Origin of the sequence: Pseudomonas sp. R38(2017) (assembly GCF_002112395.1) — a bacterium.
Classification (GTDB): domain Bacteria; phylum Pseudomonadota; class Gammaproteobacteria; order Pseudomonadales; family Pseudomonadaceae; genus Aquipseudomonas.
On the sequence record NZ_NEHN01000007.1, the window covers coordinates 265,149 to 291,608 of the forward strand.

At 60.7% G+C, this 26,460-nt stretch carries 20 protein-coding genes; 8 read left to right on the top strand and 12 right to left on the bottom strand.

The window, feature by feature from the left end; translation table 11 throughout:
* Positions 1 to 71 precede the first annotated feature (71 nt).
* From CAF87_RS19850 to cbiE, 11 genes are all read right to left on the bottom strand, one after another.
* Positions 72 to 1,082: an iron ABC transporter permease gene (locus CAF87_RS19850; RefSeq protein ID WP_085732711.1), complete on the bottom strand. Its 1,011-nt coding sequence runs from the start codon at positions 1,080 to 1,082 to the stop codon at positions 72 to 74.
* On the bottom strand, positions 1,079 to 2,026 hold the full coding sequence (locus CAF87_RS19855; RefSeq protein WP_085732712.1) for an ABC transporter substrate-binding protein: 948 nt from the start codon (positions 2,024 to 2,026) through the stop codon (positions 1,079 to 1,081). Before CAF87_RS19855 ends, CAF87_RS19850 begins: the two co-directional genes overlap by 4 nt.
* Entirely contained in the window at positions 2,023 to 2,811 is a 789-nt protein-coding gene (locus CAF87_RS19860) for an ABC transporter ATP-binding protein (RefSeq protein ID WP_085732713.1), read from the bottom strand. Before CAF87_RS19860 ends, CAF87_RS19855 begins: the two co-directional genes overlap by 4 nt.
* Positions 2,812 to 3,002: 191 nt before the next feature.
* Entirely contained in the window at positions 3,003 to 4,382 is a 1,380-nt protein-coding gene (locus CAF87_RS19865) for a PepSY domain-containing protein (RefSeq protein ID WP_085732714.1), read from the bottom strand.
* 79 nt (positions 4,383 to 4,461) lie between these two features.
* Positions 4,462 to 6,582, bottom strand: a complete 2,121-nt coding sequence (locus tag CAF87_RS19870) for a TonB-dependent copper receptor (RefSeq protein WP_085732715.1) — start codon at positions 6,580 to 6,582, stop codon at positions 4,462 to 4,464.
* Positions 6,583 to 6,666: 84 nt separating this feature from the next.
* On the bottom strand, positions 6,667 to 7,101 hold the full coding sequence (locus CAF87_RS19875) for a DUF2946 domain-containing protein (protein ID WP_085732716.1): 435 nt from the start codon (positions 7,099 to 7,101) through the stop codon (positions 6,667 to 6,669).
* 21 nt (positions 7,102 to 7,122) lie between these two features.
* Positions 7,123 to 7,602, bottom strand: a complete 480-nt coding sequence (locus CAF87_RS19880; protein WP_085732717.1) for a copper chaperone PCu(A)C — start codon at positions 7,600 to 7,602, stop codon at positions 7,123 to 7,125.
* A gap of 48 nt (positions 7,603 to 7,650) precedes the next feature.
* The gene (locus CAF87_RS19885; protein ID WP_085732718.1) at positions 7,651 to 8,052 is read right to left on the bottom strand and encodes a DUF2946 domain-containing protein; all 402 of its coding nucleotides are present in this window, start codon (positions 8,050 to 8,052) and stop codon (positions 7,651 to 7,653) included.
* Between the two features lie 177 nt (positions 8,053 to 8,229).
* Entirely contained in the window at positions 8,230 to 8,958 is a 729-nt protein-coding gene (locus CAF87_RS19890) for a cobalt-precorrin-6A reductase (protein WP_085732719.1), read from the bottom strand.
* The gene (locus tag CAF87_RS19895; RefSeq protein WP_085732720.1) at positions 8,955 to 10,052 is read right to left on the bottom strand and encodes a cobalt-precorrin-5B (C(1))-methyltransferase; all 1,098 of its coding nucleotides are present in this window, start codon (positions 10,050 to 10,052) and stop codon (positions 8,955 to 8,957) included. Before CAF87_RS19895 ends, CAF87_RS19890 begins: the two co-directional genes overlap by 4 nt.
* Positions 10,045 to 11,256, bottom strand: coding sequence for a precorrin-6y C5,15-methyltransferase (decarboxylating) subunit CbiE (gene cbiE, locus CAF87_RS19900; protein WP_085732721.1), 1,212 nt, complete (start codon positions 11,254 to 11,256; stop codon positions 10,045 to 10,047). The genes CAF87_RS19895 and cbiE overlap by 8 nt, the downstream gene beginning before the upstream one ends.
* A gap of 252 nt (positions 11,257 to 11,508) precedes the next feature.
* Here cbiE and CAF87_RS19905 point away from each other — a divergent pair, with 252 nt between their 5' ends.
* From CAF87_RS19905 to CAF87_RS19940, 8 genes are all read left to right on the top strand, one after another.
* Positions 11,509 to 12,141 carry a hypothetical protein gene (locus tag CAF87_RS19905; RefSeq protein ID WP_085741434.1) on the top strand — a complete coding sequence of 211 codons (633 nt, stop codon included), beginning with the start codon at positions 11,509 to 11,511 and terminating at the stop codon, positions 12,139 to 12,141.
* Between the two features lie 125 nt (positions 12,142 to 12,266).
* Positions 12,267 to 13,082 carry a hypothetical protein gene (locus CAF87_RS19910; RefSeq protein ID WP_139831736.1) on the top strand — a complete coding sequence of 272 codons (816 nt, stop codon included), beginning with the start codon at positions 12,267 to 12,269 and terminating at the stop codon, positions 13,080 to 13,082.
* 52 nt (positions 13,083 to 13,134) lie between these two features.
* Positions 13,135 to 13,797: a hypothetical protein gene (locus CAF87_RS19915; RefSeq protein WP_085732724.1), complete on the top strand. Its 663-nt coding sequence runs from the start codon at positions 13,135 to 13,137 to the stop codon at positions 13,795 to 13,797.
* A 130-nt stretch (positions 13,798 to 13,927) separates the two neighbouring features.
* A complete protein-coding gene (gene cobG, locus CAF87_RS19920; RefSeq protein ID WP_256576033.1) occupies positions 13,928 to 15,226 on the top strand; it encodes a precorrin-3B synthase in 1,299 nt (432 codons plus the stop codon).
* Positions 15,219 to 15,845, top strand: coding sequence for a precorrin-8X methylmutase (locus CAF87_RS19925; RefSeq protein WP_085732726.1), 627 nt, complete (start codon positions 15,219 to 15,221; stop codon positions 15,843 to 15,845). Before cobG ends, CAF87_RS19925 begins: the two co-directional genes overlap by 8 nt.
* Positions 15,842 to 16,576 (top strand): precorrin-2 C(20)-methyltransferase, encoded by a 735-nt coding sequence (locus CAF87_RS19930; protein ID WP_371850980.1) that lies wholly within the window; start codon positions 15,842 to 15,844, stop codon positions 16,574 to 16,576. Before CAF87_RS19925 ends, CAF87_RS19930 begins: the two co-directional genes overlap by 4 nt.
* Positions 16,576 to 18,279 (top strand): precorrin-3B C(17)-methyltransferase, encoded by a 1,704-nt coding sequence (gene cobJ / locus CAF87_RS19935; RefSeq protein ID WP_085732727.1) that lies wholly within the window; start codon positions 16,576 to 16,578, stop codon positions 18,277 to 18,279. The genes CAF87_RS19930 and cobJ overlap by 1 nt, the downstream gene beginning before the upstream one ends.
* 337 nt (positions 18,280 to 18,616) lie before the next feature.
* A complete protein-coding gene (locus tag CAF87_RS19940; RefSeq protein WP_085732728.1) occupies positions 18,617 to 25,750 on the top strand; it encodes a TcdA/TcdB pore-forming domain-containing protein in 7,134 nt (2,377 codons plus the stop codon).
* 66 nt (positions 25,751 to 25,816) lie between these two features.
* Here CAF87_RS19940 and CAF87_RS19945 read toward each other — a convergent pair whose 3' ends face one another.
* Positions 25,817 to 26,413 carry a MarC family protein gene (locus CAF87_RS19945; RefSeq protein WP_085732729.1) on the bottom strand — a complete coding sequence of 199 codons (597 nt, stop codon included), beginning with the start codon at positions 26,411 to 26,413 and terminating at the stop codon, positions 25,817 to 25,819.
* Positions 26,414 to 26,460: the final 47 nt, after the last annotated feature.

Genomic DNA, 26,460 nt, shown 5'->3' on the forward strand with positions numbered 1-26,460 from the left:
CGCACCACGAGGGGACGTGTTGCATGCAAAGGTGCAGCGGGGTGCGCCAGATTGGGGCGCACCCAGTGGATTCAGCGGCGGCGCATCAGGCCGATGAAAAACAGCCCGCCGAGCGCTGCGGTGGCGACGCCGATGGGCAGGTCTTCGGGGGCGATCAGCGTGCGGGCGGCGACGTCCACCCAGACGAGGAAAACGCTGCCGAGCAATACGCAGACTGGCAGCAGGCGCCGATGTTCAGCACCGATCAGACGCCGGGCAATGTGTGGCACCATCAAGCCGACAAAACCGATAGAGCCACTGATCGACACCAGCACCCCGGTCATCAGCGAAGCGATCACGAACACCCGTAGACGCACCGCTCTAGCATTCAGGCCGAGGGTGACGGCGGTCTGTTCGCCGGCCATCAAGGCGTTCAGCGGTCGGGCCATGCCCAGCAGTAGAGTCAACCCGAGCAACACGCTCAGTGCCGGCACGGCCAACAACTCCCAGCGCGCCAGACCGAGGCCGCCGAGCATCCAGAACATGACTGCCGAACTGGCCCGGTGATCGCCCATGAACAGCAGCAGGTTGGCGATCGCCATCATCACGAACGACACCGCCACGCCGCACAGCAACAGGCGATCGCTGTCCAGCCGACCCTGACGGTTGGCGATGCCCAGCACCAGAAACATGCTCAACAATGCGCCGATGAACGCGGCAATCGGCAAGGTCAGCAGACCGACGATTTCACCGACGTGCAGTACCACGATCACCGCGCCGAGGGTGGCGCCGGAGGTGACACCGAGCAGGTGCGGATCGGCCAGCGGATTACGCGTCACCGCTTGCAGCACGGCACCGATCAACGCCAGCCCGGCGCCGACCAGTGCACCGAGCAGCGTGCGCGGCACGCGGATCAGCCAGACGATGTGTTCCTGGCCGGCGCTCCAGTCCGGCGCGCCGAGGCCGAACAGTTTGTACAGCAGAATCCGCCCCACCACGTCCACCGGCACCCGCGCCGGGCCGAAGCCCAGCGACACCACGCACGACACCAGCAGCGCCGCGCCGAGGGCGATCAGCAGCCAGCCGTAACGACGATTGATCATTCGCCGTGGAACCCTTTGGCCAGGGTTTCAACCGCCAGCACGTTGTCGATCCCTGGCGTGGCCTGCACGTAAGGGATGACGATGAAGCGCTGGTTCCTGATCGCGTCCACCGATTGCAGGGCCTTGTTCTTCAGCAGGAATTCAATCTTCTGCTCGGCGGTGATTTCGCTGTAGTCGACGATGACGATCACCTGCGGATTGCGCTCGACCACCGTTTCCCAGTTGACCCGCGTCCAGCTCGCATCGACGTCATCGAGGATGTTGCGCCCACCAGAAGCGTCGATCAGCGCTTGCGGCATGCCGAGGCGGCCGGAGGTCATGGCGCGGTCTTCGCCGCTGTCGTACAGGAACACCCGCGGTTTCTCGGCGGGCAGGTCTTTGCGGATGTCCGCGACCTGACTTTGCATGTCAGCGATCAGTGCGTTGGCGCGATCCTGCACGTCGAAGATTTTGCCGAGGTTGCGCAGGTCGTTGTAGGTGTCTTCCAAAGTGGCAGCCGGATGCTTCATCACGAAGGCGCAGGACTCGGTCAGCTCATAGACGTTGATGCCCAGCGGTTGCAGGGTCTGCGGCGTGAGATCGCCGCCGACGCGCATGCCGTAATCCCAGCCGGCGAAGAAGAAGTCGACGTTGGCGTTGAGCAACGTTTCCACCGACGGGTACTTGGCTGCCAGCTCCGGCAAACCGTCGAGCAGCGACTGCATTTCCGGCGTCACAGACTTCCAGCCACTGACGCCGCTGTAGCCGGCCATCTTCGACTTGAGGCCGAGGGCGAGCATCATCTGGGTCATATTGATGTCGTGGCTGACCGCGTGTTTCGGCGCTTCCTTGAAGGTCACTTCGCGGTTGCAGCTGTGGATCGTCAGCGGGTACTTCGTGGCCTCGGCAAAGGCTTGGGTGGTGCCCAGCAACAGAGCGAGGCAAAGCAAGGAACGCACAGTCATGGTCGGGTTATCCAGGTGATTCGCGGGTAGCCGTGGAGGGGGTGTGGATCGATCAATGCTTCGACGCCGAACACGTCGCGCAGCAATTCAACCGTGAGCACTTCTTGCGGGGTGCCGCTGGCGACGATGCGACCGTGGTTGATCACATACAACCGGTCGCAGAACGCGGCGGCCAGGTTCAGGTCGTGGATGCTCGCCAACGTGCCGATCTGCAGACGCTTGACCAGCTGCAGCAGCTCCAGCTGATAACGCGGGTCGAGGTGGTTGGTCGGCTCGTCGAGGATCAGCAGTTGCGGTTGCTGGGTCAGGGCGCGGGCCAGGATCACTCGCTGTTTTTCACCGCCGGACAACGTGGCGAACGCGTGATCTTCGAAGCCGTCCAGACCCACGGACTTGAGGGCCTGAGTGGCGAGCTGGCGGTCTTGCAGCGTGTCGCCATCGAACAGGCCTTTGTGCGGCGTGCGGCCCATGGCGACCACTTCTTCGACGGTCAGGCCGAAGGCATCGGGGAATTCCTGCAGGACCACGGCGATGCGTTGCGCACACCAGCGTGAGGATTGCTTCCAGACGTTGTGGTGCTCGAGTTTGACCTCACCGTGCTCCGGTTGACTGAAGCGGTAGGCGCAGCGCAACAGGCTGGTCTTGCCGCTGCCATTGGGCCCGATCAGCCCGACGAACTCACCGGCGGCCACTTGTAACGAGGCGTCACGCAGCTGGAACTGGTGATGGCAGCGGTCGTGGCCCAGGGGGGACCAGGCGAGATCGGTGAGGGACAGTGAGGTCATGTGTTGTTCAGCTTGAAGTCCATGAAGTGAATCCGGCCGTTCCATCGCCCGCAGTCGGTCAGCGCAAAAGAAAGCCCGCAGCGTGGGCGGCGGGCAATGAGCTGAAATTTGGTTATACAGTAACACTTAAATCTGCCGAATATCAGGTCCGGCAGTTTAAGGACTTGTCTGAAACCTGCATCTCGCCAGTCTCATGATGAAGTTGAGGCAGATTCAGCTTGTCGGCCCAGACGCGACAGCAGCAGTCGATCCAGCACCCAAACCACCACCAGCGAAGCGCCCACCAGCGGAAACACCACCGCCAGCATCAGCATGATAGCCACCCCGATTTTCCATTTCGGTAGATCGTGGCGCAGCGGCGGAACACCGAACTTGCCCTGTGGCCGGCGCTTCCACCAGATCACCACGCCGCTGACGGCGCTGAGCAGGATCATCAGGCAGATCAGCAGCACGATGATCTGGTTGAAGGTGCCGAACATCTTGCCTTCATGGAGCATCACGCCGATCTCCGTAGCGCGGGCAACAGCACCGTACTGCTCGAAGCGCACATCGGCCAACACTTTGCCGGTGTACTGATCGACGTGCAGGGTCGCATCGTTGCGCGGATCGTCGGCGAACACGGCGATGGTGAACACGCCGGTGGCGGTGGTCGGCATCGTGATGCTGTAGCCCGGCTCGACCTTGCGCTCGATGGCGATGTTCTGCACGTCTTGCAGGCTGATGATCGGCGCGGCGGGGCCGTGTTGCATGCCGCCGTGGGCCATGTGTTCGGCGTGGTCGCCGGACATCGGCATCGGCGTGTTTTCCATGGCCCACGGGACGGTCTGGCGGGCGGCGTTGTTGAGGCTGCCGGCCTCGACGTCGGAGGTCGGCACGTTGTTCCACATCGCCGCCGGGAACACGTTCCAGACCTGGGCGTACTGCTTGCCCCAGAAGCCGGTCCAGGTCATGCCGCTGAGCAGCATCACCAGCAGCAACGCCGCGCCCCAGAATCCGGTAACGGCATGCAGGTCACGCCACAGCACGCGACCGCGACTGTTCAGACGTGGCCACAGAATCCCCGCGGCCTGGCCGCGCGGCCACCACAGGAAAACCCCGGACACCACCAGCACCACGCCCCAGCCGGCGGCCAGTTCGATCAATCGGTCACCGACGGTGCCGATCATCAGTTCGCCGTGGATCGCTCGGGCGAGCGCCTGCAGGTTCTGCTTGGCATCCTGCTCGCCGAGGATGTCGCCGTGGTACGGATCGACGAACACGTTCAGCTCATGGCCGGCATTCTTCACCACGAATTGCGCGCTGCGTTCGGCGTTCGCGGGTGGCAGGTACTGGGTGACCTGGCCCTGTGGATAAGCGCTTTTGACCTTTTGCAGCAAGTCATCGGCCGGCACGGTGTGATGCCCGGCGGGGACGTTCAGCAGGCTGCTGTACATCAGCGAATCAAGCTGTGGCTTGAACAAGTAAATGATGCCGGTCAGGGCCAGCATCACCATGAATGGCGCGACGAACAATCCGGCATAAAAATGCCAACGCCAGGCCAGGTTGTAGAAGTTCGGTTTGGGCTGTTTCATCACGAGTGCTCCGCTTGGCTTGGATCTTCTAGTTGTCTGGTGTCACTCGCTCCTCAAGGGGAGCGAGTGCCCTTGAGGGTTAGAAACTCATGTCCACCTTGGTCCAGAGCGTGCGCCCCGGTTCATTGATGGCTTGCGGGTCGTTGGCCGGGTAGCCGAACCCGGCGTTGCCCGCCAGGTTGAGGTGTTCGGCGTAAGCCTTGCCGAACAGGTTGTCGACGCCGGTACTGACCTTCCAGTTTTTGTTGATCCGGTAGGCACCGTTGAGCGAGAACACGCCGAAGCCCGAACTCTTGTCGTAATCCTTGCCGACCACGTTGCCCTTGTTCTGGTCGATACGGTTTTGCGCGGCAACCACCCTCCACAGTGCGCCGGCGCTCCAGTTGTCTTCGCTGTAGGTCAGGCCGAAACGTGCATCCAGCGGCGGCATCTGCGGCAAGGCTTTGCCGTCGCTGCTGTTCTTGCCCCAGGCGTAGGCCAGGGTCGCATCGGCTTTCCAGTTGTCGTTGAGTTTGTAAGCGGCACCGAGTTCTCCGCCCATGATCCGCGCGTCGATGTTTTCGGCGCGGGAGGTGCTCATGCCCATCATTGTCGGGGTGTAGTCGAACAGGATGTAGTCGCGCACCACACCGATGTAGCCCGAGGCCCAGGCTTCGAGGTCGGCATCCTTGTAGTTCACACCGAAGTCGAGCTGGGTGGTTTTTTCCGGTTTGATCGAATCGAATGCATTGACCGAGCCGGACGGTCCGGACTTGGGCGAGAACAGCTCCCAGTAATCCGGGAACCGCTGCGCATGGCCGAGGCCGGCGTAGAGCGTGGTCGGGCTGTCGGCCAGGTCATGCTCGTAACGCACGAAGCCGCTTGGCAGGGTGTCGGCGCGGGTATCGCCGGCGGTCGGGTTCGGCCGGGACATCATTCCCGAGCCGGTGGTCTGCCGATAATCCTTGGCCGAAGCTCGGTCGATCCGGGCACCGGTGATCAGCCGGTCGCGGTCGGCGGCGTACCAGGTCATCTCGCTGAATACACCGTAGTTATGGAAATTGGCGTCCTTGGTGTATGGCTGATCCTTGTAGGTATCGATGCCCATGCCGCTGCGCTGACGGTGTTCGTTGGTCTGCGCATCGAGGCCGGTGATCAGCTGGATATCGGCCCAGCGCCAGGTGGCCTTGATCCGCGCGCCGAGGGTGCGACGGTCGACGTTGGACGCCATGGGACCTGCCATCATCCCGGTGCCGGACGGCGTGCGCAGGGTGTAGTTGTCCATCACATGGTCGGCGTAGTTGTAGTAGACCTGGGCTTCGAGCTTCTCCAGCACGTCGGTGATGTTGGATTTCTCGAAACGCAGACCGAGGCTTTCGCGCAGGAATTGCGAGCCGTCCATGCCACGTCCGGCGTAGCGCGCCTCGCCGTCGCCCTTGCCGGCGGTGAGTTCGATCAGGGTGTCGGCGTCCGGGGTCCAGCCCAGCGCCACGTCGCCGTTCCACTTGTCATAGCGCGAGGCGACGGTGTCGTTATTGCCGTCGCGGTAGTCGTCGGAGTGCGCGGTGTTGCCGATCACCCGCACGTAGCCCAGCGGTCCGCCGGCCGCCGCATCGACGACTTTGTCGAAGCGCCCGTTGGAGCCGGCCAGTACGCTGGCATTCACGCGGGTGCCGAGTTCGCCGAAGCTTTCCGGCTCACGGTCGAAGAGGATCGTGCCGGCGGATGCGCCCGGTCCGTAGAGCACGGTTTGCGGGCCTTTGATCACGGTGAGTTTGTCGTAGGTCTCGGGCGAGATGTACGAGGTCGGCGCGTCCATCCGGCCGGGGCAGGCGCCGAGCATCATGCTGCCGTTGGTGAGGATGTTCAGGCGCGAGCCGAACATGCCGCGCAGTACCGGATCACCGTTGGTGCCGCCGTTGCGCACCAGGGCGAAGCCGGGAATCGTCTTCAGGTAGTCACCACCGTCGCTGGCCGGCACCGGTTGGCGCGGGTCTTTCGGGTTGGTGACGATGGTCAGCGGCGAGCTTGGGGCGATGGCGGTGATCACCGTCGGGCTCAGTTCTTCAGCGTGGCCGGCGTGTTCATCGGCGTGGACCAGCGGGGACAGCAGGACGCCGCAAAGGACGGCGGTAGCGTGCCTGAAACGGATGCGCGATTCGTTCAGGGCGAAGGACGCCGGGGCAGAACCCGAGCGTAGGACAGCAGAAAACCTGGACATGACAATTTCCATCAAACAGTCGTAAACGACACGGCCGGCAGCCTGAAGCTGTCTTCTCAACCGTGTGCAATCAGAGGTGGGTGTTTACGCTGCGACGGGCGGGGCGCGGCTGCGGGCGCCAGGGAAGAAGGTCTGCCGGGCATGGCCCAGACGCGGGGAGGGTGGGGTGAAGGTGTTGACGTGGGCGATGCTGAACGTGGCAAAAGTGCCGCCACCGGTCAGCGCCGGGCAGTTGAACAGCAGGCTGCAGTAGCCGCATTTTTCCCACAGCACATGGTGGGCAGATTGCGGCGGGCAGTGCTCGGCCGAGGGTTTCGCTTCATGCGCGGAGTGATCCATGCCCGCCATATCCATGCTCATTGGCATGGATGTCGAGGCGTGCTGATCCATCGGCATCGACTGAGAAATCAGCGGGCCGATGAAGATCATCAACATGGCGAACAGGGCGATCCAGCTGCCGCGTGTCAGGTGTTCGGTCTGACGGCGTTGCACGGATGCCCCGGCGCTGCGCGGGCGCACGGGCGGAGTCTGCCGGAACTGTTATTGGGCGTGCGCGTGTTCCGGCATGTCCTGCGGTGGTTTCTTCTGCACGGCGACTTCGACCGTTACGTTACCGGCCCTTTCGAAATGCATCGTCAGCGGGAAGCGCTTGCCGTCGACCAACAGGCTGCGGTCGGTCGGATTCATCAGCATCACGTGATAGGCCATCGGCGCGAAGGTCACGTTTCCACCGGCCGGGATGGCCACGTTCGGCACTTGTTGCATCTTCATCAGATCGCCCTGCATCACGTGTTCGTGCAGTTCCGCTGTCGGGGCGATGGGCGAATCGACACTGAGCAGGCGGTCAGCGGTTTTGCCAGCGTTGTGAATGATGAAATACGCGGCAACGGTCGGTGCATTCGGCGGCAGTTCCTGCGACCACGGGTGGGCGATTTCCAGCTCGCCGGCCTTGTATTCGTGGGCATGGGCGAAGCACGCAGGCAGCAACAGCGCAGCGATGACGATGAGTTTGTTCAACATGGCAGTTCTCCAGAACGATTTGAAACGCAGGTCAAATGCGGGAACAAATCAAACCAGAGGGGAAGCGCGGGGATTGAGGCTCGGCCATTGCTGGCGCGGTGTCGGGGTTTGCAGCACGGCGGGCGCCACACTGCGATTGCTTTCGTATTGGGCGAAATACAGCTGCGGCGAATGCCCCGGCAACGCCACCACCGGTGCCGATCCGGAACAGCACCAGCAATGCTGCATGGTCGAATGATTGTCACCGCTTTGCGGCGCTTTCTGATCGAGGCTGCCGATGTCGATCGCCACCATCTTCGTCCCGCTGCCGGTGCAGAAACTGCTCCACAGCAACTGCTCGGCCGGCGTCTGCGTGGCCTGCGCCATCGCTCCCGTCAACGGCATGGCGAGCATGTTGAACAGCACTGCAAAGCAGGCGATCCAGGCAAATGCGAGCCGGTGTCGGTTCATGGGACAGATCCGTAGGGTGGGCGATCAGGCGCGGCTATTTAGCCTGATCAGGGCCGATAAGTAAAAAAGCGTCGTGCGGTTTGGTGTCGCAGCGTACTTTCAAGAGAGTGTAGCGGCTCGAATTTGCATTGCATGGGACTTGCGTCAACAACTGAAGCTATCGCGAGAGGAAAAAACTCAGCCCCGATCACGTTTTTCAAGAGCCGAGATGACGTCAGCAACCGTCCCAAACTCCCTATCAACCCCCGCCAACTCCGGCCGCTTCAACACCATCACCGGCACCCCGAGCGCCCGCGCCACGTCCAGTTTCGGCTCGGTTGCGGTGCTGCCGCTGTTCTTGCTGATCAGCACGTCGATCTGCCGTCGTTCGAACAGCGCCCGCTCATCCTCCAGCAGAAACGGCCCACGGGCACCGATGACTTCGCAGCGCTCGTTGCCGGGGTAGGCGTCGAGGGCGCGCAGGGTCCAGAACTGGTGCGCCGGGATTTCATCGAGGTGTTGCAGCGGTTCGCGGCCAAGGGTGAACAGCGGGCGGCGGAAGGGGGCGAGGGCGGCGATCAGTTCCGCCCAGTCGGCAACTTCACGCCAGTCATCGCCCGGTTGTGGTTGCCACGCGGGGCGGCGCAGGGCCCAGCAGGGGATGCCGGTGTGTTGCGCAGCGGTGGCGGCGTTGTGGCTGATTTGTGCGGCGTACGGATGGGTCGCGTCGAGCAGCAGATCGATGCCTTCATCGCGAATGAACTGCGCCAGACCTTCGGCACCACCATAGCCGCCGACGCGCACCTGACACGTCAGATCAGTCGGCACCCGGCCCACTCCGGCCAGGCTGTAAATGTGTTCCGGCCCCAAAGTGCGCGCGATGGCCAACGCTTCAGTCACGCCGCCCAGCAACAAGATCCGTTTCATACAAAAGCTCCCGCGCGGCCAACGATGCCGCCCTGACGGTCGATCGCAAACACCTCGACCTGCACCTGCGCCGGGACCACGCTGCGGGCGAATTCCAGTGCATGGCGGCAAACTTCATCGCCCAGCGCAACACCCGCCGCACTGGCCATCGCCAACGCCTGCTGACTGGTGTTCGCCCCGCGAATGGATTGCTGCAAGGTGTCGTCAGCGCCAATCGCCGCCGCCCAGTCGGCCAGTTGCGGCAGGTCGATGCTCGAATGTCGTGAGTGCAGATCCATGTGCCCGGCCGCCAGTTTGCTGATCTTGCCGAAGCCGCCGCACAGACTGAGTTTATCCACAGGCACCTTGCGCAGGTGCTTGAGCACGGCGCCGACGAAATCGCCCATTTCAATCAGGGCGATTTCCGGCAGGTCGTAGACCCGACGCATAGTGTCTTCGCTGGCGTTGCCGGTGCAGGCGGCGATGTGCAGGTAGCCGTTGGTTTTCGCCACGTCGATGCCTTGATGGATCGAGGCGATGTACGCCGCACAGGAAAACGGCCGGACGATGCCGCTGGTGCCAAGGATCGACAGGCCGCCGAGAATGCCCAGGCGCGGGTTCATGGTTTTCAGTGCCAAGGCTTCGCCGCCCTCGACATTGACCGTCACCTCGAAGCCGCCGCGATAGCCGGTTTCTTCGGCGAGCAGCGTCAGGTGATCGCTGATCATCTTGCGCGGCACCGGATTGATCGCCGGTTCGCCGACGCCCAGCACCAGCCCCGGGCGGGTGACGGTGCCCACGCCTTTGCCGGCAATGAAGCGAATCCCCGGCTCGGCCATCAGTTGCACGCGGGAATAGAGCAGGGCGCCGTGAGTAACGTCCGGGTCGTCGCCGGCATCTTTGATCGTTCCCGCTTCGGCGCCGTCATCGGTCAGCCGACAGAACTCCAGGCGCATCTGCACCTGCTTGCCCTTGGGCAACACGATCTGCACGGCGTCCGCCACCACTCCGCCGAGCAGCAGGTGCGCGGCGGCGAGGCTGGTGGCCGTGGCGCAGCTGCCGGTGGTCAGGCCGCTGCGCAGGGGTGCGGGTTGTTCGGCGGTTTCGTCACGCATCGAGGGGTTTGACCAGATCGAGCAGGGTGATCGGCAAGGCCTGGCGCCAGGTGTCGAACTCGCCCAGGGGCTGCGCCTGGGCGATGTGGATGCGGGTCAGTTCGCCGCCGTGGCGTTCGCGCCAGCTCATCAAGGTCATTTCGCTTTGCAGGGTCACCGCGTTGGCGACCAATCGGCCACCGGGTTTGAGTTGTTCCCAGCAGGTTTCCAGCACGCCTTCGCGGGTCACGCCGCCGCCGATGAAAATCGCGTCCGGGCGTTCCAGTCCGGCGAGGGCTTGCGGTGCGCGGCCGCGAATCAGCTGCAGGCCGGGAACACCCAGCGCATCGCGGTTGTGTTCAATCAACTGCTGGCGACCGTCATCGGCCTCGATGGCCAGAGCGCGGCAGCTCGGGTGAGCGCGCATCCACTCGATGCCGATCGAGCCGCAGCCCGCACCGACGTCCCACAGTAGTTCGCCCGGGGTCGGTGCGAGGCGGGCGAGGGTGATAGCGCGCACGTCGCGTTTGGTCAGTTGGCCGTCATGCCGGAAGGCAGAGTCCGGCAGGCCGGCGAGGCGCGACAGGCTCGGAGTGCCTGGATCCGCCAGACATTCGATGGCGACCACGTTGAGGTCGGCAATGACCGGGTCATTCCAGTCGTTGGCGGTGCCGTCGATCCGGCGCTCGGCGCTGCCGCCCAGATGTTCCAGGACGCTCAGGCGACTGGCGCCGAACCCGCGCTCGCGCAGCAATGCCGCAACGGCCGCAGGGCTTTGACCGTCGTTGCTCAGCAGCAACAGGCGCACGCCGCTAAACAGTTGTGCGTTGAGGGCCGCAAGCGGGCGAGCCACCAGCGATAGCACGCTGACGTCCTGCAACGGCCAGCCCAGTCGGGCCGCTGCCAGCGAGCAAGAGGACGGTGCCGGCAGAATCAGCATCTCGGCCCCCGGCACCTGCCGTGCCAGACTCGCGCCAACGCCGTAGAACATCGGATCACCGCTGGCCAGCACGCACACTGCTTCGCCATGGCGGTCTAGAACCGGAGCCAGCGAAAACGGGCTTGGCCACAACTGGCGCTCGCCACGGATGCACACCGGCAGCAGATCCAGCTGACGCTGACCGCCGACGATCCGCGAAGCGCTCAGCAGGGCGCGCCGGGCATTTTTGCCAAGACCTTTGAAACCGTCTTCAGCAATGCCTACAACCGTCAGCCAAGGGGTCATGCGGATCCTCATCATGGGTTTTTCGTGGATGGGCGACATGATAACGCGGCTGTCTCGAACTGGCTGCCTTGCATTTTTACGAGGCTCGGACATCAAGTGTCGAAGTTGTTATTTGTTGAGAGGGTTTGTTTGTTGTTAGTTTCGGTGTTCTTCCTGTTTTTCAGGTTGCGTTTGATGTTGTCATTTATTTTTATGATGTGAGGGTTTAAATGTGAGTGTGTACTTGGAGGCGGGGCGGCTATGGAGCAGTTTATGGAAGTGAGTAGTTCCAGTGTCGTGGAAAGCAACTTGTTGGCTTTTTTCTCTGGAGTGAGTCATCAAGAAAAGCAATACATCAAGGACAGCATGCGATGGGCGGAGTATCAGGCGAATCTACGTCATGACAGACAACGTCGTCCGGTCGACTGGTTTGAGTTTTATTCGGGAACACTCTGGTCCGTAGGCTGGGAATTGGAAGGTGCACCAGTAATTGTCGTGGAAAATAACTTTTCCGGGAATGTTCTCGATATCTGGGCGAAATCTATGTCGACGCTGTTGAGCAGGGGAAAAATCAGTCAGATGAGAGAGACCTTCAAACTGCTCGAAACTCATCCTGAAGGGCTGGATCTGCTGACTCAAAGTACTAGGAAGTTGGGCGACTTTAGCTTTTCTCCTGCCTTTTATAATTCCAGTCAGGAACTGGAAATGGTCATCAGCAATGTGCGCATGCTGAGCAATAACTGGGGCTCCAGGTACCTGTTCTGGGAGGTAGACCATTCAATGTCCAAGCTTGATATTCAATCCAGACGGTTAGTGGTCACTTCAAAAAAAATGGACCAGCATCGGTCTGGCCTGAGTGACGCGGTAAAAGAGATGAGGAGGAAGGAAATCGAGTTGATGAGGTGATAGTGAGCTCTTGTTTTTCGGTGTTGTTTGAAATGTCTAGAATGCTATGGAGTTTGATAAATTTTTTTTGGCTTGTTAGTTTTCGCCATGAGGGCGTAATTGGTTTAATTAAAGGAATGGATGTTGTGAACGAATTTACCAAGCAGGTAGTTGCCGCGGAGCAACGTGTAGCTTTGATTCAAGAGTGTAATGATTTTATCGCCGCGCGGCCTGCTCCGCGTGCAATGAAGTTTTCCGCTGGCGCGACACTCCCGGTCGACAAGGATGAACTTAACGCGGCCATTATGGGGACAGGCATTGCCGGTTTTGACGAAAGTATGTCCAAGCGCAGCAAGCGCATTGTTAAAAATACGTATATGTACGCCGATCTGGTGTCCTTGCTCAAATACCCTTCCGCCAGCCAGAAGGAACAGCGTTACAACGAATTCATGCGACTGATGAAACTGTCGGGCTGGTTTGCCTTCAGTCAGCCTTACAATCGTTACAAGGCCACCTCCACGAAACTGACCATGGACAACATTGCGCTGAGCATCATCAATACCGCGCTGACAGCGGCGGTGGGTCAGGGTGCAGCCGTCTTGAAAGTACTCAAGGACGTGGCAGACACCACCATGGACGCACTGAAAGATGTCCCGCAAGCGCTGACAGTTTTTGAACGCAACACCAAGAAAGCGGAAGGCGGCAACTTCTGCATGTCGAGTGCTCTGGAGGACAAGGACGGTACGATCACCATGGCAATCGCGGCCGTGCAGTACATGGCTGCGGCGCAACCGACCAAGGTACTGTTTGTCGAGTGGACTGCATCCAGTGTCGACATCTATAACGGCTCCGCCATCATGACTATGGACGAAGAAGACTACCTGTCGGTCGAGCCACTGATCGTCAAGGCACTGACCGCGGAGCGTGAAAAAGCGCTCAGCTATGAGTTTGGCGCCGCCTGATATTCATTGAAGCCAGAGGCATGGGCCTCTGGCTTTTTATAAGGAGTAATCAATGAATACAGATGTCGGTGTTAAAACGTTCATATGTGCCGGTACTGTGGTTCTGGTCGCAGATGAGTTGCTGGAGTCGGACCGGTGCGACGGTTTGGATGCGCTGCTTTATGCTCAATTGGTCGCCTCGCACAAATGTCCTGATCTCACCCAGGTCGACTCATGGAATCAGGCCAACAAGACCGCACTGAGAGTAACGGGTGCAATGTTGCTGGATAACCCGCACGCCAGCCTGCCTGTGCCGATGCCGGGCAGTTTTACCCTTGCCGAATTGATCCGTCGAATCTTTCACCAGTGGGTTCCTGCTGCGACCGACGAGGTCGTGGGTTCAAGCCTCACGTTGCTGTCGATGCAGGCATCGAGTGGGCACGCAATGGAGGTGTTGCTCCAGCACTCCCTGCATGAGGGCAAATGGGTGCGGTTCGGCTTCAGCCTTCTGTCTCGGGACCTGAGTGTGTCGACAGTGTTCATCGCGTTCGAAGTCGATGAGGTCATTGAAGGCAATCTTTTGTGCCACCGATTCAATACTGCGAACGTGCTGGGTAACGTATCCATCGATGGCTACAAGGCGCTGTTTGATCCCGAAGACTACGTCTTTTCCCGGGACAAAGTGATTGCGCTATTGGGCGACCGGCGCCAAGAGCAGATCATCGCATTGGCTTGAGCACTGACGAGGGGCGATCGGTTGTCCGACGGGCAGACTTTTCATGCTGTCAGGCAAAGCAGGCATAATGGCGACCTTTCGCCCACCAGAGCGCTGCCTGTCAGCCGGTCATCCCTTGAACGAACGTACGATGTCCACTGCCATACGCCCCTCGGCTTGCCCGGGGTTGCTGCGTATTGTCCAGGCGCTGGATGGTGGTATCTGCCGGATCAAGCTCGATGGCGGTTCGATCAGGGCCGATCAGGCCGATGCGGTGGCCGATGCCGCCGAGCGGTTTGCCGGCGGGGCGATCGAGGCGACCAACCGGGGCAATCTGCAGATTCGCGGCATCGGCGACCAGGCCGCCGCACTGATCGAAAGCCTGCTGGCTGCCGGACTTGGGCCGCGAACCGCAGCGGGCGACGATGTGCGCAACCTGATGCTCAGCCCGGCTGCCGGTATCGATCGGCAGATGCGCTTTGATACCCGTCCATTGGCCGGGCACATCCTCGAGACCCTGCAAAGCCATTCGCGTTTCCATGAGCTGAGCGCCAAATTCGCCGTGCAACTGGATGGCGGTGAAGCACTGTCGATGCTCGAACATCCCCATGACCTTTGGTTGTCGGCATTCGATGATTGCGGCGATACGCTGCTGGCGTTCGGCCTGGCGGGTTGTCCGACGGATCGACCGCTGGCTGCCGTGGCGCTGGCGGACGGATATGCGCTGGTGGTGGCGGTGCTGGAGCTGTTCCTCGATCTGGCCCGGCCGGAGCAGACGCGGATGCGCCATCTGCTGGATGAATGTCCGGCGCCGGTGTTCCTGGAAAAGCTCGGTCAGCGAATCAGCCTGAAAGCCGTCGGAGAGTGGCAATGCGAAGCCGGACCGGAAGGTTTGCACATCGGGATCCATCCTCAGCAATCGGCCGGTCAGGTCTATGTCGGTGCCGCACCGGCGCTCGGCCGCCTCGATCCGGGCATACTGCGTGGCGCCGCACAACTGGCCAGAACCTTCGGCGACGGCAGCCTGCGCTTCACCCCTTGGCAGAGTCTGTTGCTGCCCAATGTACGAACGGCTGATGCGGCTCAGACGCTCGAAGCACTGGGCAAACTGAACCTGCTGACCCGGATCGAACACCCACTGTCACACCTGATCGCCTGCACCGGCTCCAATGGCTGCGGTAAAGGCTTGGCCGATACCAAACACGATGCCCGCCTTCTGGCTACGCTGTTGCCACACGCCGTGGATGTGCACCTGTCCGGCTGCTCGCGTTCCTGCGCCGCCGCACACCGGGCTGCCGTGACTCTGCTGGCGGTCGGCCCCGGTCACTACGATCTCTATTTTCGCGATGCAGCGATGCCCGGTTTCGGCGCGCTGCACGCCCACAATCTTACTATCGAAGCGGCCGCGACCCTGCTCGCCGCCCGCTCACGGAGCTCCATTGATGCTTGATTACATCCGCGACGGTCAGGAGATCTATCGCAACTCCTTCGCGATCATTCGCAGCGAGGCCAACCTGGCCCGTATCCCGGCCGACCTGGAAAAACTCGCCGTGCGGGTGATCCACGCCTGCGGCATGGTCGAGGCCATCGACGGGCTGCAATTCTCCGAAGGCGCGGGCAAGGCCGGGCGCGATGCGCTGGCCGCTGGCGCGCCGATCCTGTGCGATGCGCGGATGGTCTCCGAAGGCGTGACCCGTGCGCGCCTGCCGGCCAACAACGAGGTGATCTGCACCCTGCGCGACGACGGCGTGCCGGAGCTTGCGCGTGAGCTGGGCAACACTCGCTCGGCAGCGGCGCTGGAGTTGTGGCGTCCGCATCTGGAAGGCAGTGTGGTGGTGATCGGTAACGCGCCGACCGCGCTGTTCTATCTGCTGGAAATGCTCGACGCCGGCGCTCCGAAACCGGCGCTGATCCTCGGCTTCCCGGTGGGCTTCGTCGGCGCTGCCGAATCCAAGGCCGAGCTGGCTGCCAACAGCCGTGGCGTACCGTTCGTGATCATGCAGGGTCGCCTCGGCGGCAGCGCCATGGCCGCCGCTGCGGTCAATGCCCTCGCCACGGAGATCGAATGATGCAGGCCAAAGGACGTTTGATTGGCCTGGGCGTCGGCCCCGGTGATCCGGAACTGATTACCGTCAAGGCACTGCGCCTGTTGCGCGAATCGCCAGTGGTGGCGTACTTCGTGGCCAAGGGCAAGAAGGGCAACGCGTTCGGCATCATCGAGGCGCACCTGCAGGACGCGCAGAATCTGCTGCCGCTGGTGTACCCGGTGACCACTGAAGTGCTGCCGGCGCCGCTGTCCTACGAACAGGTGATCAGCGATTTCTACGATGACGCTGCCGAGGAAGTGGCCGTGCATCTGGATGCCGGTCGCGACGTGGCGGTGATCTGCGAGGGTGATCCGTTCTTCTACGGTTCCTACATGTACCTGCATGATCGCCTCGCCAGCCGTTACGAAGCTGAAGTGGTGCCGGGCGTTTGCTCGATGCTTGGTGGCGCTTCGGTGCTGGGTGCGCCGCTGGTCTATCGCAATCAGAGCCTGTCGGTGCTGTCCGGCGTGCTGCCTCACGAAGAGCTCAAGCGCCGTCTGGCCGATGCCGACGCGGCGGTGATCATGAAGCTGGGACGCAACTTCCCGAAGGTGCGCGACGTTTTGGCAGAGCTGGGTCTGGCAGAGCGTGCGCTGTACGTCGAGCGCGCGACCATGGCCAACCAGAAGATCGTGCCGCTGGATGAGGTCGAACCGATGTCGTCGCCGTACTTCTCGCTGATCATTGTTCCCGGCGAACGGTGGCAAGGCTGATGACCCATTCCACACCGGCCATCGTCATTCTCGGTCAGGGCGCACTGGCCACGGCCCGTCGCCTTCAGCAGGTCTATCCGGGCGCACAGGTTCACGGATTGAAAGGGCGCGTCGAAGGCGCCGAACTGACTTACAGCGAGTTCGGCGCAACCCTGCGCGAGCTGTATCAACAGGACACGCCGATCATTGCCCTGTGCGCGGCGGGAATTGTCATCCGCACCCTGGCGCCGCTGCTGCTGGAAAAAGGCGTCGAGCCACCGGTGCTCGCCGTGGCTGAAGACGGCAGCGCCGTGGTGCCGCTGCTCGGCGGCCTGGGCGGGGTGAATGTCATGGCCCGCGAGATCGCAGCTGCATTTGAAGTGGCAGCGGCAATCACCACCAGCGGCGAGTTGCGTTTCGGCACCTGCCTGCTCAACCCGCCCGGCGGTTATGCCCTCGGCGATCTGGAGCAGGGCAAACGCTTTGTGTCCGATCTGCTCGCAGGCCACAGCGTGCGCATCGATGGCGCCGCGCCGTGGCTTGAGCAGGCGCAACTGCCGGAGGATCCACAGGCGCAACGCTCGATTCATGTCGGCAGCGATGCCCGCGTGGCGAGCGCCAGTGAGTTGCTGATTTATCCGCGCAGCGTGGCGGTGGCGGTCGGTTCCGAAATGACTGACCTGCCAGGTGCGATTCGCGATGCGTTGCAGCAGGCCGGTGTGGCGATTCAATCGTTGGCCTGTCTGGTGGCGGCCGATGTTCAGATGACCATTCCGGCATTGCGTGAAGCGGCGCTTGAACTCGCGGTGCCGCTGCGCTTTGTTGCGTCAACGAGTGACATTGCGGAGCTGGCACGTCATGCCGTCCCGGACGCTCGAATCATCACAACATCCCACGAAATTGCCATCGCCGTAGCCGAACAGCCGCTGGATGTTTCGCAGGTCGGTCGTCCGCGCGGACGTCTGGCCGTCATCGGTCTCGGGCCGGGTGCAGCCGAGTTGATGGTGCCGGCAGTGAAGGCCGAACTTGCCCGGGCCACCGACGTTCTGGGTTACGAAACTTACGTGCGTATGGCCGGCCCGTTCCGCGACGATCAAGTGCAGCACTGCACCGATAACCGCGAAGAAATGCAGCGTGCTCGCCATGCCTTCAGACTGGCCGCTCAGGGCCGTTCGGTGATCGTGGTTTCGTCCGGCGATCCGGGCGTGTTCGCCATGGCGGCCGCAGTGCTCGAAGCGTTGCACGAGTCGACGGATCCGGCGTGGCACAGCGTCGATCTGGAAATCCTGCCGGGGGTTTCCGCGTCGCTGGCCACCGCCGCTCAGGCCGGTGCGCCGCTGGGCCATGACTTCTGCGTGATGTCGCTGTCGGACAACCTCAAACCGTGGTCGATTATCGAAAAACGTCTGGATCTGGCCGCCGAGGCTGATCTGGCGTTGGCGTTCTACAACCCGATCTCCCGCGCCCGACCATGGCAACTGGGGCGAGCGCTGGAAATCGTCGCGCAACACCGCACGCCGCAAACGCCGGTGGTGCTGGGCCGCGATATTGGCCGGCCGGGGCAGACACTGCGAGTGACGACGTTGGGCGCACTGACACCGGATCAGGTGGACATGCGCACGATGGTGTTGATCGGTTCGTCCACCACCTGCATTTTCCCTCGCAGCGAGGGCGGTGAGTGGGTGTATACGCCGCGTTGGTACGGGGAAAAGCCGGCCGGATAAAAACGCTGTTGTAATCCGTTGTTATTTCTCTCCAAGGATGTCAATAACAAGGCCGCGAATGAAAACTCGCGGCCTTGTCTGTTTCTGCGTGGCCTGTTTTCAGGTAGATGTTTAATGGGTGTAAAAGATATTGAGTTGATGTTTTTGGATGTTTCTTTTGACATTGCTTGAATGGTTTCAAGTTTGTCTGTGAAGTTCGTTTGTACTAATTTTGTGCTCAATATTGCTAGGTCTTCACTGTTTTATTTGTCATGGGAAACTTTCTCCTTTGGCTAGTTTTTTTGTGCGCGCTTGTTTTTTGTGCGTATGTAATTGGACGTTTCAAGGAGGTCGGTTCATGCAAGATGCAAAAGTTAATACTGCTGATAGGGGGTATGCAAAGTTTGTCAATTTGTTCAAGTTGGCAGACCTTGAGCAGGCACTGTTGCCGTACAAGAACACCCGACAATACGATGCCGTTATCCGTTATTACTTTGCCTGCATCGGCCTGCTCGATTCACCGCGGCTGCAGCATCCTCTGGCGTTGTTCAGACAGGCGTTGGGAGAGTTGGGTCAGCGTCGTGTACGTCGCGAAGTGGAGCAGGCTCCCGCGCCGAGCCCCGATAACGAGGCAGCTCCCGGTCTGACGCAAATCCTTGGACGAGTGAGCAATTTCGAAGCACGGCTGCAATACGGCATCGAACTGATGAAAATACCGGCGACACAAGTTCCGAAGATACTGCATTTCGTCTGGCTCGGCGGCGGGATCGGCGAGATCCAGCGTGATTACATCAATGTCTGGAAACAGGTGCTGGCCGGTCAGGGTTACCAGATAAACGTCTGGTATGACAGTGATGGGTTGTTGGCCTGGCAGGCCAATCGCTTGATGGTCGAAGCGGCCAAGGCTGACGCTATGGAGCGGGGAGGCGTCGACAGCATCTCCGATAAGGTGCTGGGCGAGATGTATGTCGCCCGCGCTATCGCTTTGAAGAAACAGATGAGCGAACACATTGATGCGGCGGTTGCGAGAGGCGAATCCGCCGATGAAGCAAGATTGCAGTTGTTGAACCGTGCTTATGGGCAGAACGCTCAGGATTTAAGGAAGTTGAAAGCTAAGAACCGTGAAAGTATCGATGCGCTGGTCGGAGGTAACATTCGAGTGCGCGATCTGGCAGGGTCGGAAATACCTTTGAAGTTGCGGGATATTTATCAGCGGGAAATGCGCATGCGGGGCAACCTGGCGGCTGCGTCGGATATCGTAAGAGCAGAGGTCTTGCACTTTGAAGGTGGCAGTTACAGCGATGTGGATAACTTGCCACCGATGCTGAAGGACGTTGCAGGTGTCGATATCAGCGACTTTGGTGAGGATGCGCGACTCGGTGTTTTGCAGTTGATGCTGGATCAGAACCCTGACTGGATGCCAGGTCGACAAGCGTTGCGGGGGCGATACAGAGACAAACTGTTGCAAATACCCGAAGAGTATCGCGCGGTACTGCAAGCGTTTGCCAAAAGCCGGCCACCTTTGACCCAGGTGTTTCAGCCTCCGCAGGATCTGCTTGTCCGACCCTACGCTTTGCGCGCGGTGGCAAAGGGAAACACGATCAGCAACGCCTACATGATGGCTCATGCCGGCTCGGCGGTACTTGAGTCCGTACTTCAGCGCTTCAGGTTCAACTATGAGCTGATCGATGGCACCGCACGGCTGGCGACTGACAGAGGTATCAGTCTTCAAGAGCATGAAGCCATGGATTCGCTGAGCGGTGAAGTGCTGGAAAAGTCTTACGGGCCTTTGTTTGACTTGCCCGGAATGGAAGCCATCTTTGCGTCTTATTTGGCGAATGCCGCCGCCGGATACCACAACGAAGGTATCCGACCAAAAAATGAGGGGACGATCTATTTGACCGGACCGGTCGCGATCAAGGATGGCGCCGGCGATTTCGAAAAGGCATTTTTAACGCCCGAGGGTGCACAGGCGTCACGGCGGGAAATGGCCATCGCACCTCTGCAGACGGTTAATCAGCTCACTGAAGAGGAGCTGGATCACTCCTGGAAAGAAAACGAAACCGATACTCAGAAGTGGCTCGAGACTGAGCAGCAACGCTGGCGCGACGGCCAATACAAGGCCCGCTACGCAGGGAACCTTACTGAGTTGCTCAAGCAGACGACCGTCGAATTCGAACTCGGCTGGCCGTTCATCGAAGGACGACATGTCCTGAATACCGAGCTGTTGCAGCGTATGGCCGAGGGCCTCGGTGAACCGTTTACCAAGGCAATGATGAGCGGCCACGACGGCAAGGTTGTATTCGCCGACAGGTTGCCGCTGAGTTTCGATGACCGTCAGGCCATCCGCAGTCAGGACACGCGCCTGCGACCGCCGGTATTCCCAAAAAATCAGCTCGCGCAAAATCTTGGGCTGGATGAAATCTTGATCGGTCTTGGTGCCGGCTCCTGGCAACTTGAGCAGCTCAACCCTTTGCAGCGTTTGGCGCTTGGAGCATTGCTGGGCGTCGAGTCATTGGACAGTCAGAGCTTTTCCACCCTGAGCAGTGCGCTGGACAATCTGGTCAACAGTGTCAGCGAGCGCGGGACGTCCGGGCGTTACGCGGTGATCGAACAGCATCTCTATCAGCGTCGGACGCCAGCGTTCATGGCGGGGATGGCGAGTGTCGAGGATGGTTTGTGGGCGAGCCCGGTCACCGCATTGAGCCTGAAGAAAAGTGCGCTGGCCAACGCTGTGACGCTGTTTGACTGGGGGCGTCAGGTGGCGCAGATCCAGCGGCTGGCCACTCAGGAACACCGCGAAAAGGTACAGGAACGGGTGGAGCAGGTGCTCAATCAGTTCGAAGCCGGCACCGCCAAAATGGTGCCTCAGGATCTGTTGATGCACGGGCCGGGTGATACCGCAGCCGGGCGCTGTTTTCCGCTGGCGTTGGCGATGAGTGCTGCCCTCACGCGGGGCGAGGCTGCGACCCGCCAGTTACGCGAGCGTTTTTTCCTCGCGGTACTTGAGCCGGAGCAACCTGACTCGGCTGCGTTTCTCGGTGCATTGGAAGAAATGCGTGGCGTGAACGCCGCAGAGGTGGGTACGGCGCTGGGGCGGCTCGATCTGGACAAGGTGGTCGCGAGCCTCGAGGAATCCGCCGGCCCCCGAACCCTGATGCTCAACTCGGACAACCACTCGATGCTGGTCGCTCGAACCGTCAGCGGCGCAGCAAGCGTTTATCACTTCTACGATCCGAACTTCGGTCTGTTCGAATTCGACAGCCCCGGGATTTTCACAATGGCCCTGAAGCAATTCTTCAAGGACACGGACATGGCTCGGCATTACGCCGTGTTTGGTAGCGCTGGCAGGCCACAGTTCGATCTGATCGATGTTCAGGGTGAACAAGTGGCGGCTCTGGCCCTGTCGAGCGGCTTCAAGGTGGCCGAGTTGCTCAGGGATGAGCCGCTGCCCGGCAAACCGTTCAGGTCCGTTCGCCAGCGTGTCAATAGTGCTCACGGGCGATCGCTGATGGAAAATTCGCACCTGGGCAGTGCACTGCTGTCGGCAGACAATGATTGGTGGGCGGAGCAGATTGCCGATGCGACTTCGCGTTTGCGGGAGGGCCATGACTCGGCGAAACCACTGGTGCCGTTATTCGACTCGCTGGAGGTGACGCCTCAGGGAGGCTATCAGGTGGGCATGATCGATCCGCAGAGTGGCAACCTGGTAGTCAATGTCACCAGCCAGGATGGCCGCCTGCTGCGAATCAGGAACTACCTGACAGAGCTGTTCTTGACCCTGGGGCGCAAGCGTGAAGGCAGTGTGGATCCGACCGATGCAGTCGCAGTGCACACACTCAATGCCGGGTTTGCGGTGCAGGCGCTGATGAATGCGTTGCGCGGGCGTGAGGGCGAAGACCGCACATTGACCACTGCGGTGCAGTGGCATGCTTACGTCAACTATGCGCAGCTGGTGCATGGCAATGCAGTCGATGTCGCAGGACTGGTCCGCTTGGTGCAAAACGCGCTGCGCGATGAAAAACTGATTGCACGGACCAGTTCGAAGGTGGTCGGTGAAGCCCTCGAGCCGTTGACCGGCAGAGCGCTCGGCGCTGTGGCCGGGCACGTGGCCAACGAGGGTGTGGGGGCCGTGCTGGGGCTGGCCAATGTCGGCTTTGATATTTATCAGTTGGCGAATGCCCGTAATGACGTCGAGATTGCCACTTTCGCAACCCAGCTCACCTTTGACGCCAGCAGTCTGGCCCTGACCGGCGCCGGACTTGGCGCCGCACTCGCCGGTGCGGGAACGGCAGCCGGGGTGCTGGGAGGTGCAGGAGTGATTCTGGGAGGGCTGGCGGTCGGTGTGACTGCATTGGCGCAGAACTTTGCAACCATCGCAGAGGAAGCGAAAGCGATCGGGCTGTTTTTCGCGGATCTGGAACAGGCACATCAGAGTGCCGGGTATCGCTACAGCGATAAGCAAAATGCCTGGCTACCGCGACCGGCACTGATCATCAATGGCGTGGACCTGAGTACCGGCAAACTGTTGCTCGACAGCTCCCGTCTGTATCCACTGCGCGATCATTTCGGCGTGCCGGAATTCGAGGTCGACTACTCACGGGCCATCAACCTCAGCAACGAGCTGGGCTATCCGGCGCAGATGACGTTCGCTCCCCCTGCCGAACAGGCCATTGTCCTGCCGTGCACGCCGCTCACCTGCTACCGCTACGAATACCAGATCCTGCCGTTCTCATCGCAACGCCATGACAAGGGCTTCGACATCGCCAGGCGTCTGGAGAAGAAGAAAACGGATGGTCAATGGTTGTTCCTGTTTTCGTTCTACTCGTTTCCCAGCCATTACATCATTCATCGAATGTCTCCCGACTATCGGCCGACCACGATCAGCGTCACGCTCGATGGGCAGACACGCAAACTGGTCGTTCCGGTAATCCCCAAGCCATGGCACGAGCAAATCAGCTATCGAATCCAGGGTGGAGGAGGCTCCTGCACGCTGGTGCTCAACCCCGGTGTGAACGTTGAGCTGGTGTCAGTGGGCGTGCAGCAGAATCGCTGGATTATCGTCGCCCCCTGGGCCGGCGAGGGGGACATTGTGTTCGGCAGGAGCGGGGAGTTCAGCATTAAAGGCTGCCAGTTCGAGGTGAGAGCGAACATCGCGCCGGAGATACTCCTGCTGATCGAAAACGGCCGGTTCTTCAGGATCGCCGACCGCAAATGGCATCCGCTGGAACTGCTTCAGGAGCGGACGCCCGAAGGGCTGGACGACCAGCTACTGCAAGACCATCTGCATGCGCTGGCCCGGGCTCATCGACTGGCGTTGCGCTATACGCCAATTCACGATTACCTGATTCCGTTCGAGAGCATCAAGGCGCCGCGTTACACCAACGGCTGGTACGACGCCGCGCAGGACCGGATTCTCTACATCCGCAATGATGAGGTGTTCCACGATGAGGGCAGGCTGTCGGTGGTGGTCGGTGGCTCGGCGTTTTACCATGATCCGGAATCATTCGATATTTGCCAGGTCGATGCTGACACGGGGCTGCTCAGTCATCGTTATCGATTGATGGTGCGGTTCAAAGGTGCCAGCACGATTCGCAGCGTTGAAGCCGATGGTCAGGGTGTTGTGCATGTGGTGCAGGAGTATGCCCATGAAGACGGTACGCTTGAGCGCCTCAACTACTTGATTCACGAGGGTGAGCTGTGGCTGAGCTCGGTCACCTGTGCACTTGAGCCGACATTCGAGTCATTGCTCGATAACAGCACGCCTCTGACTGACTGGGTTCCGATACTGGGTAAGTGGGCAGTACTCGAACCGCTCTCTGCCGATAAGGGGTATGCCACGGTCGACTGGCAGTTTGCGCCTTACGTTTCAATCAGCTGGAGGCTTGAGGAGCGTTTCCGCGACATGGCCTGGATTCGTACCCGTGACAACCTGATTGTGCGCCCGGTGCCGCATCGTCACCATGCCCGCGGCTGGCCCGATTCGATTCAGAACCTGAACGAGCTGATGCTGCTGACGCTGGCCGATGACAGCGATGTGTTTGTCATCTACAACCGGAAATTCCAGAGTCTGTGTCGGGTGCAGCGGACCCTGGCACAGGAACAGAGCCAATGGTCGCACCGCTGGGTGCAGCCTGAACGTTTGACGCACGTCACGACCGAGCACAAGGGTTATCAGGCGCGGACAGAGGATGGATTGACGTTCGAAATCGGTATTGACGGTGAAGTGCGCTTTGCCGGGCTGGCCGAGCCATGGCTCGAGAGGCGAGAGCAATGGTGGCAGGCGCTTGCAGGTGTTGCCCGGCAATACACCGTTGAGCAGTTCCCGATTTTCGGTGTTGCCAATGCGCAGGGCGATGCGCGTTTGCACGCGTGGTACGTGGACGACCGTTTGTTACTGTGTGACGCGCAGCAGACGCAGATCCGGTTGCTCGGCATGACACCGGACAATCAGTCGGTGTGGCTGTTCGAACCCGAGACCGGCGAGGTCTGGCGCCAGGCGTTTATCGATCAAAAGCAACTCGACCAGGCGTTCGGAAAGGGCACGCAATTATTGCAGGCATCATTGCTTCCCAAACCAGAGCGACAGTGGACCGCACAGCGTTATGTCGATGTGCAGGTCGCGGGGGCCGGGCTGGTGGGTACGACGCAGGAGGGAGTGGTGGTGCAACTGGAGCATCAGGAACCTCCACTGATTACGGGTGTGCAGCACGATTGGCTGGCAGCCAATGGCGACAATCCGATCGGCAACTTGCAGGCCTTGCTGGCGAACGAGGCGCATCGTCCATTCCTTTCCGTCGCCGCGCAAGATTCCAGTGTTCGGTGGTACATCGCCGACAGCGCACGGCTGATCCAGATTCCCGCTGCCGACCTGCCGGAGGATTTCGAGCTGCTCGGAACCCGTCGCCGCACGAATGTTCTGCTCCATGAGCCGCAGGAACGAGTCGTTCGGAGCTACCCGAGCCGGCGCCAGATCAAGCCGCTGGATTATGTCCGGCGCACAGGAGAAGTGCTGGTGCTCGAAGGGCGCCTGGATGCGTACGATCTACTGCCACTGGTTCCGGACGATGTACGTACACTTGTTCTGCGGGTGGGGCGCGGTTCGATGAAGTGGCACCTGTCCGAGGCGCTCATGCGCAAGCTCGACCTGATGGTGATCGACTGTCGTTACCCGCTGGGGGACCGTCCACTGGTCATGAGCCGGTTGATCTGGAGTCCGGTCGATTCGCAAAAGCTTGAGGTGGCGATGGTCGACGATCACCTGGTGATCATCGACCCCGACAGCGAGCACTGTGTGCTGGTGCGGAATGCAGGAGTAAGTGATCCACTGTTGCGCGGTGATGCGATGCTTGAGGTCAGGGGGCTGAGCCCGTGCCAAGTGTCGAAACTGGTGCGCTGGCTAAGGGGGCGCAAGGTGGACGCCGACGGCGTGACGTTGAAAGCGTTCATCGATCAGGCAAACGCACAGAAAACCGTCGAGCCCGCCGATTGAAGAATGACGGGCATTGACGGAAAAAGACCGCCGACGTTGCCGTCGGCGGTCTTTTCGTTTCCGGGTTCAAGGCACCAGATAGCCTTTGACCCCGGTGAAGATGATCTGCGCCGCCAGCGCACAGACAAACAATCCCATGAGCCGGCTGACGATCTGCAACCCCTGATCGCCAAGAATCCGCTCGATCCGATTCGACAGATACAACACCACGCCAACGGTAAAACTGGCGAGCGCGATACTCATGATCGCGATCAGTTTGTCATCCCAGTGCGGCTGGCTGACGCCCATCACCAGCAGCGCACCGATCGTACCCGGGCCGACAGTCAGCGGGATGGTCAACGGGACGATGGTCACGTCCTGCTGCACATTGTCGGCCTGAACCGCCGACTTGCCCTGGGCCATGCCCAGCGCCGAAATGAACAGCACGCTGCCGGCCCCGATGCGGAAGGCATCCACGGTGATGCCGAACACGTCGAAGATCACCCGCCCGAACAGATACAGCAACACGCTCGATACCAGGGTGGCGATTGCCACTTTCCAGGCCAGGCGCCGTTGTTCCTTGCGCGAATACCCCCGGGTCAGGCTGATGAAGCAGGACAACACGAAGAACGGGCTGTAGAGCACCAGCATCTTCAGGTAAACGCTGAACAACACATGGAGCATGATTGAAACTCGCGCCGACGAAAGTTGAACGGAGTCTATCAGGCGGA

Excerpts from the sequence above, each read along its gene's own strand:
- CAF87_RS19850 (WP_085732711.1), bottom strand. The coding sequence starts at position 1,082 with ATGATCAATCGTCGTTACGGCTGGCTGCTGATCGCCCTCGGCGCGGCG.
- cbiE (WP_085732721.1), bottom strand. The coding sequence starts at position 11,256 with ATGACCCCTTGGCTGACGGTTGTAGGCATTGCTGAAGACGGTTTCAAA.
- cobJ (WP_085732727.1), top strand. The coding sequence starts at position 16,576 with ATGACCCATTCCACACCGGCCATCGTCATTCTCGGTCAGGGCGCACTG.
- CAF87_RS19885 (WP_085732718.1), bottom strand. The coding sequence starts at position 8,052 with ATGAACCGACACCGGCTCGCATTTGCCTGGATCGCCTGCTTTGCAGTG.
- CAF87_RS19930 (WP_371850980.1), top strand. The coding sequence starts at position 15,842 with ATGATGCAGGCCAAAGGACGTTTGATTGGCCTGGGCGTCGGCCCCGGT.
- CAF87_RS19905 (WP_085741434.1), top strand. The coding sequence starts at position 11,509 with ATGGAAGTGAGTAGTTCCAGTGTCGTGGAAAGCAACTTGTTGGCTTTT.
- CAF87_RS19865 (WP_085732714.1), bottom strand. The coding sequence starts at position 4,382 with ATGAAACAGCCCAAACCGAACTTCTACAACCTGGCCTGGCGTTGGCAT.
- CAF87_RS19925 (WP_085732726.1), top strand. The coding sequence starts at position 15,219 with ATGCTTGATTACATCCGCGACGGTCAGGAGATCTATCGCAACTCCTTC.
- CAF87_RS19870 (WP_085732715.1), bottom strand. The coding sequence starts at position 6,582 with ATGTCCAGGTTTTCTGCTGTCCTACGCTCGGGTTCTGCCCCGGCGTCC.
- CAF87_RS19860 (WP_085732713.1), bottom strand. The coding sequence starts at position 2,811 with ATGACCTCACTGTCCCTCACCGATCTCGCCTGGTCCCCCCTGGGCCAC.
- CAF87_RS19940 (WP_085732728.1), top strand. The coding sequence starts at position 18,617 with ATGCAAGATGCAAAAGTTAATACTGCTGATAGGGGGTATGCAAAGTTT.
- CAF87_RS19895 (WP_085732720.1), bottom strand. The coding sequence starts at position 10,052 with ATGCGTGACGAAACCGCCGAACAACCCGCACCCCTGCGCAGCGGCCTG.
- CAF87_RS19855 (WP_085732712.1), bottom strand. The coding sequence starts at position 2,026 with ATGACTGTGCGTTCCTTGCTTTGCCTCGCTCTGTTGCTGGGCACCACC.
- CAF87_RS19880 (WP_085732717.1), bottom strand. The coding sequence starts at position 7,602 with ATGTTGAACAAACTCATCGTCATCGCTGCGCTGTTGCTGCCTGCGTGC.
- CAF87_RS19890 (WP_085732719.1), bottom strand. The coding sequence starts at position 8,958 with ATGAAACGGATCTTGTTGCTGGGCGGCGTGACTGAAGCGTTGGCCATC.
- CAF87_RS19945 (WP_085732729.1), bottom strand. The coding sequence starts at position 26,413 with ATGCTCCATGTGTTGTTCAGCGTTTACCTGAAGATGCTGGTGCTCTAC.
- cobG (WP_256576033.1), top strand. The coding sequence starts at position 13,928 with ATGTCCACTGCCATACGCCCCTCGGCTTGCCCGGGGTTGCTGCGTATT.
- CAF87_RS19915 (WP_085732724.1), top strand. The coding sequence starts at position 13,135 with ATGAATACAGATGTCGGTGTTAAAACGTTCATATGTGCCGGTACTGTG.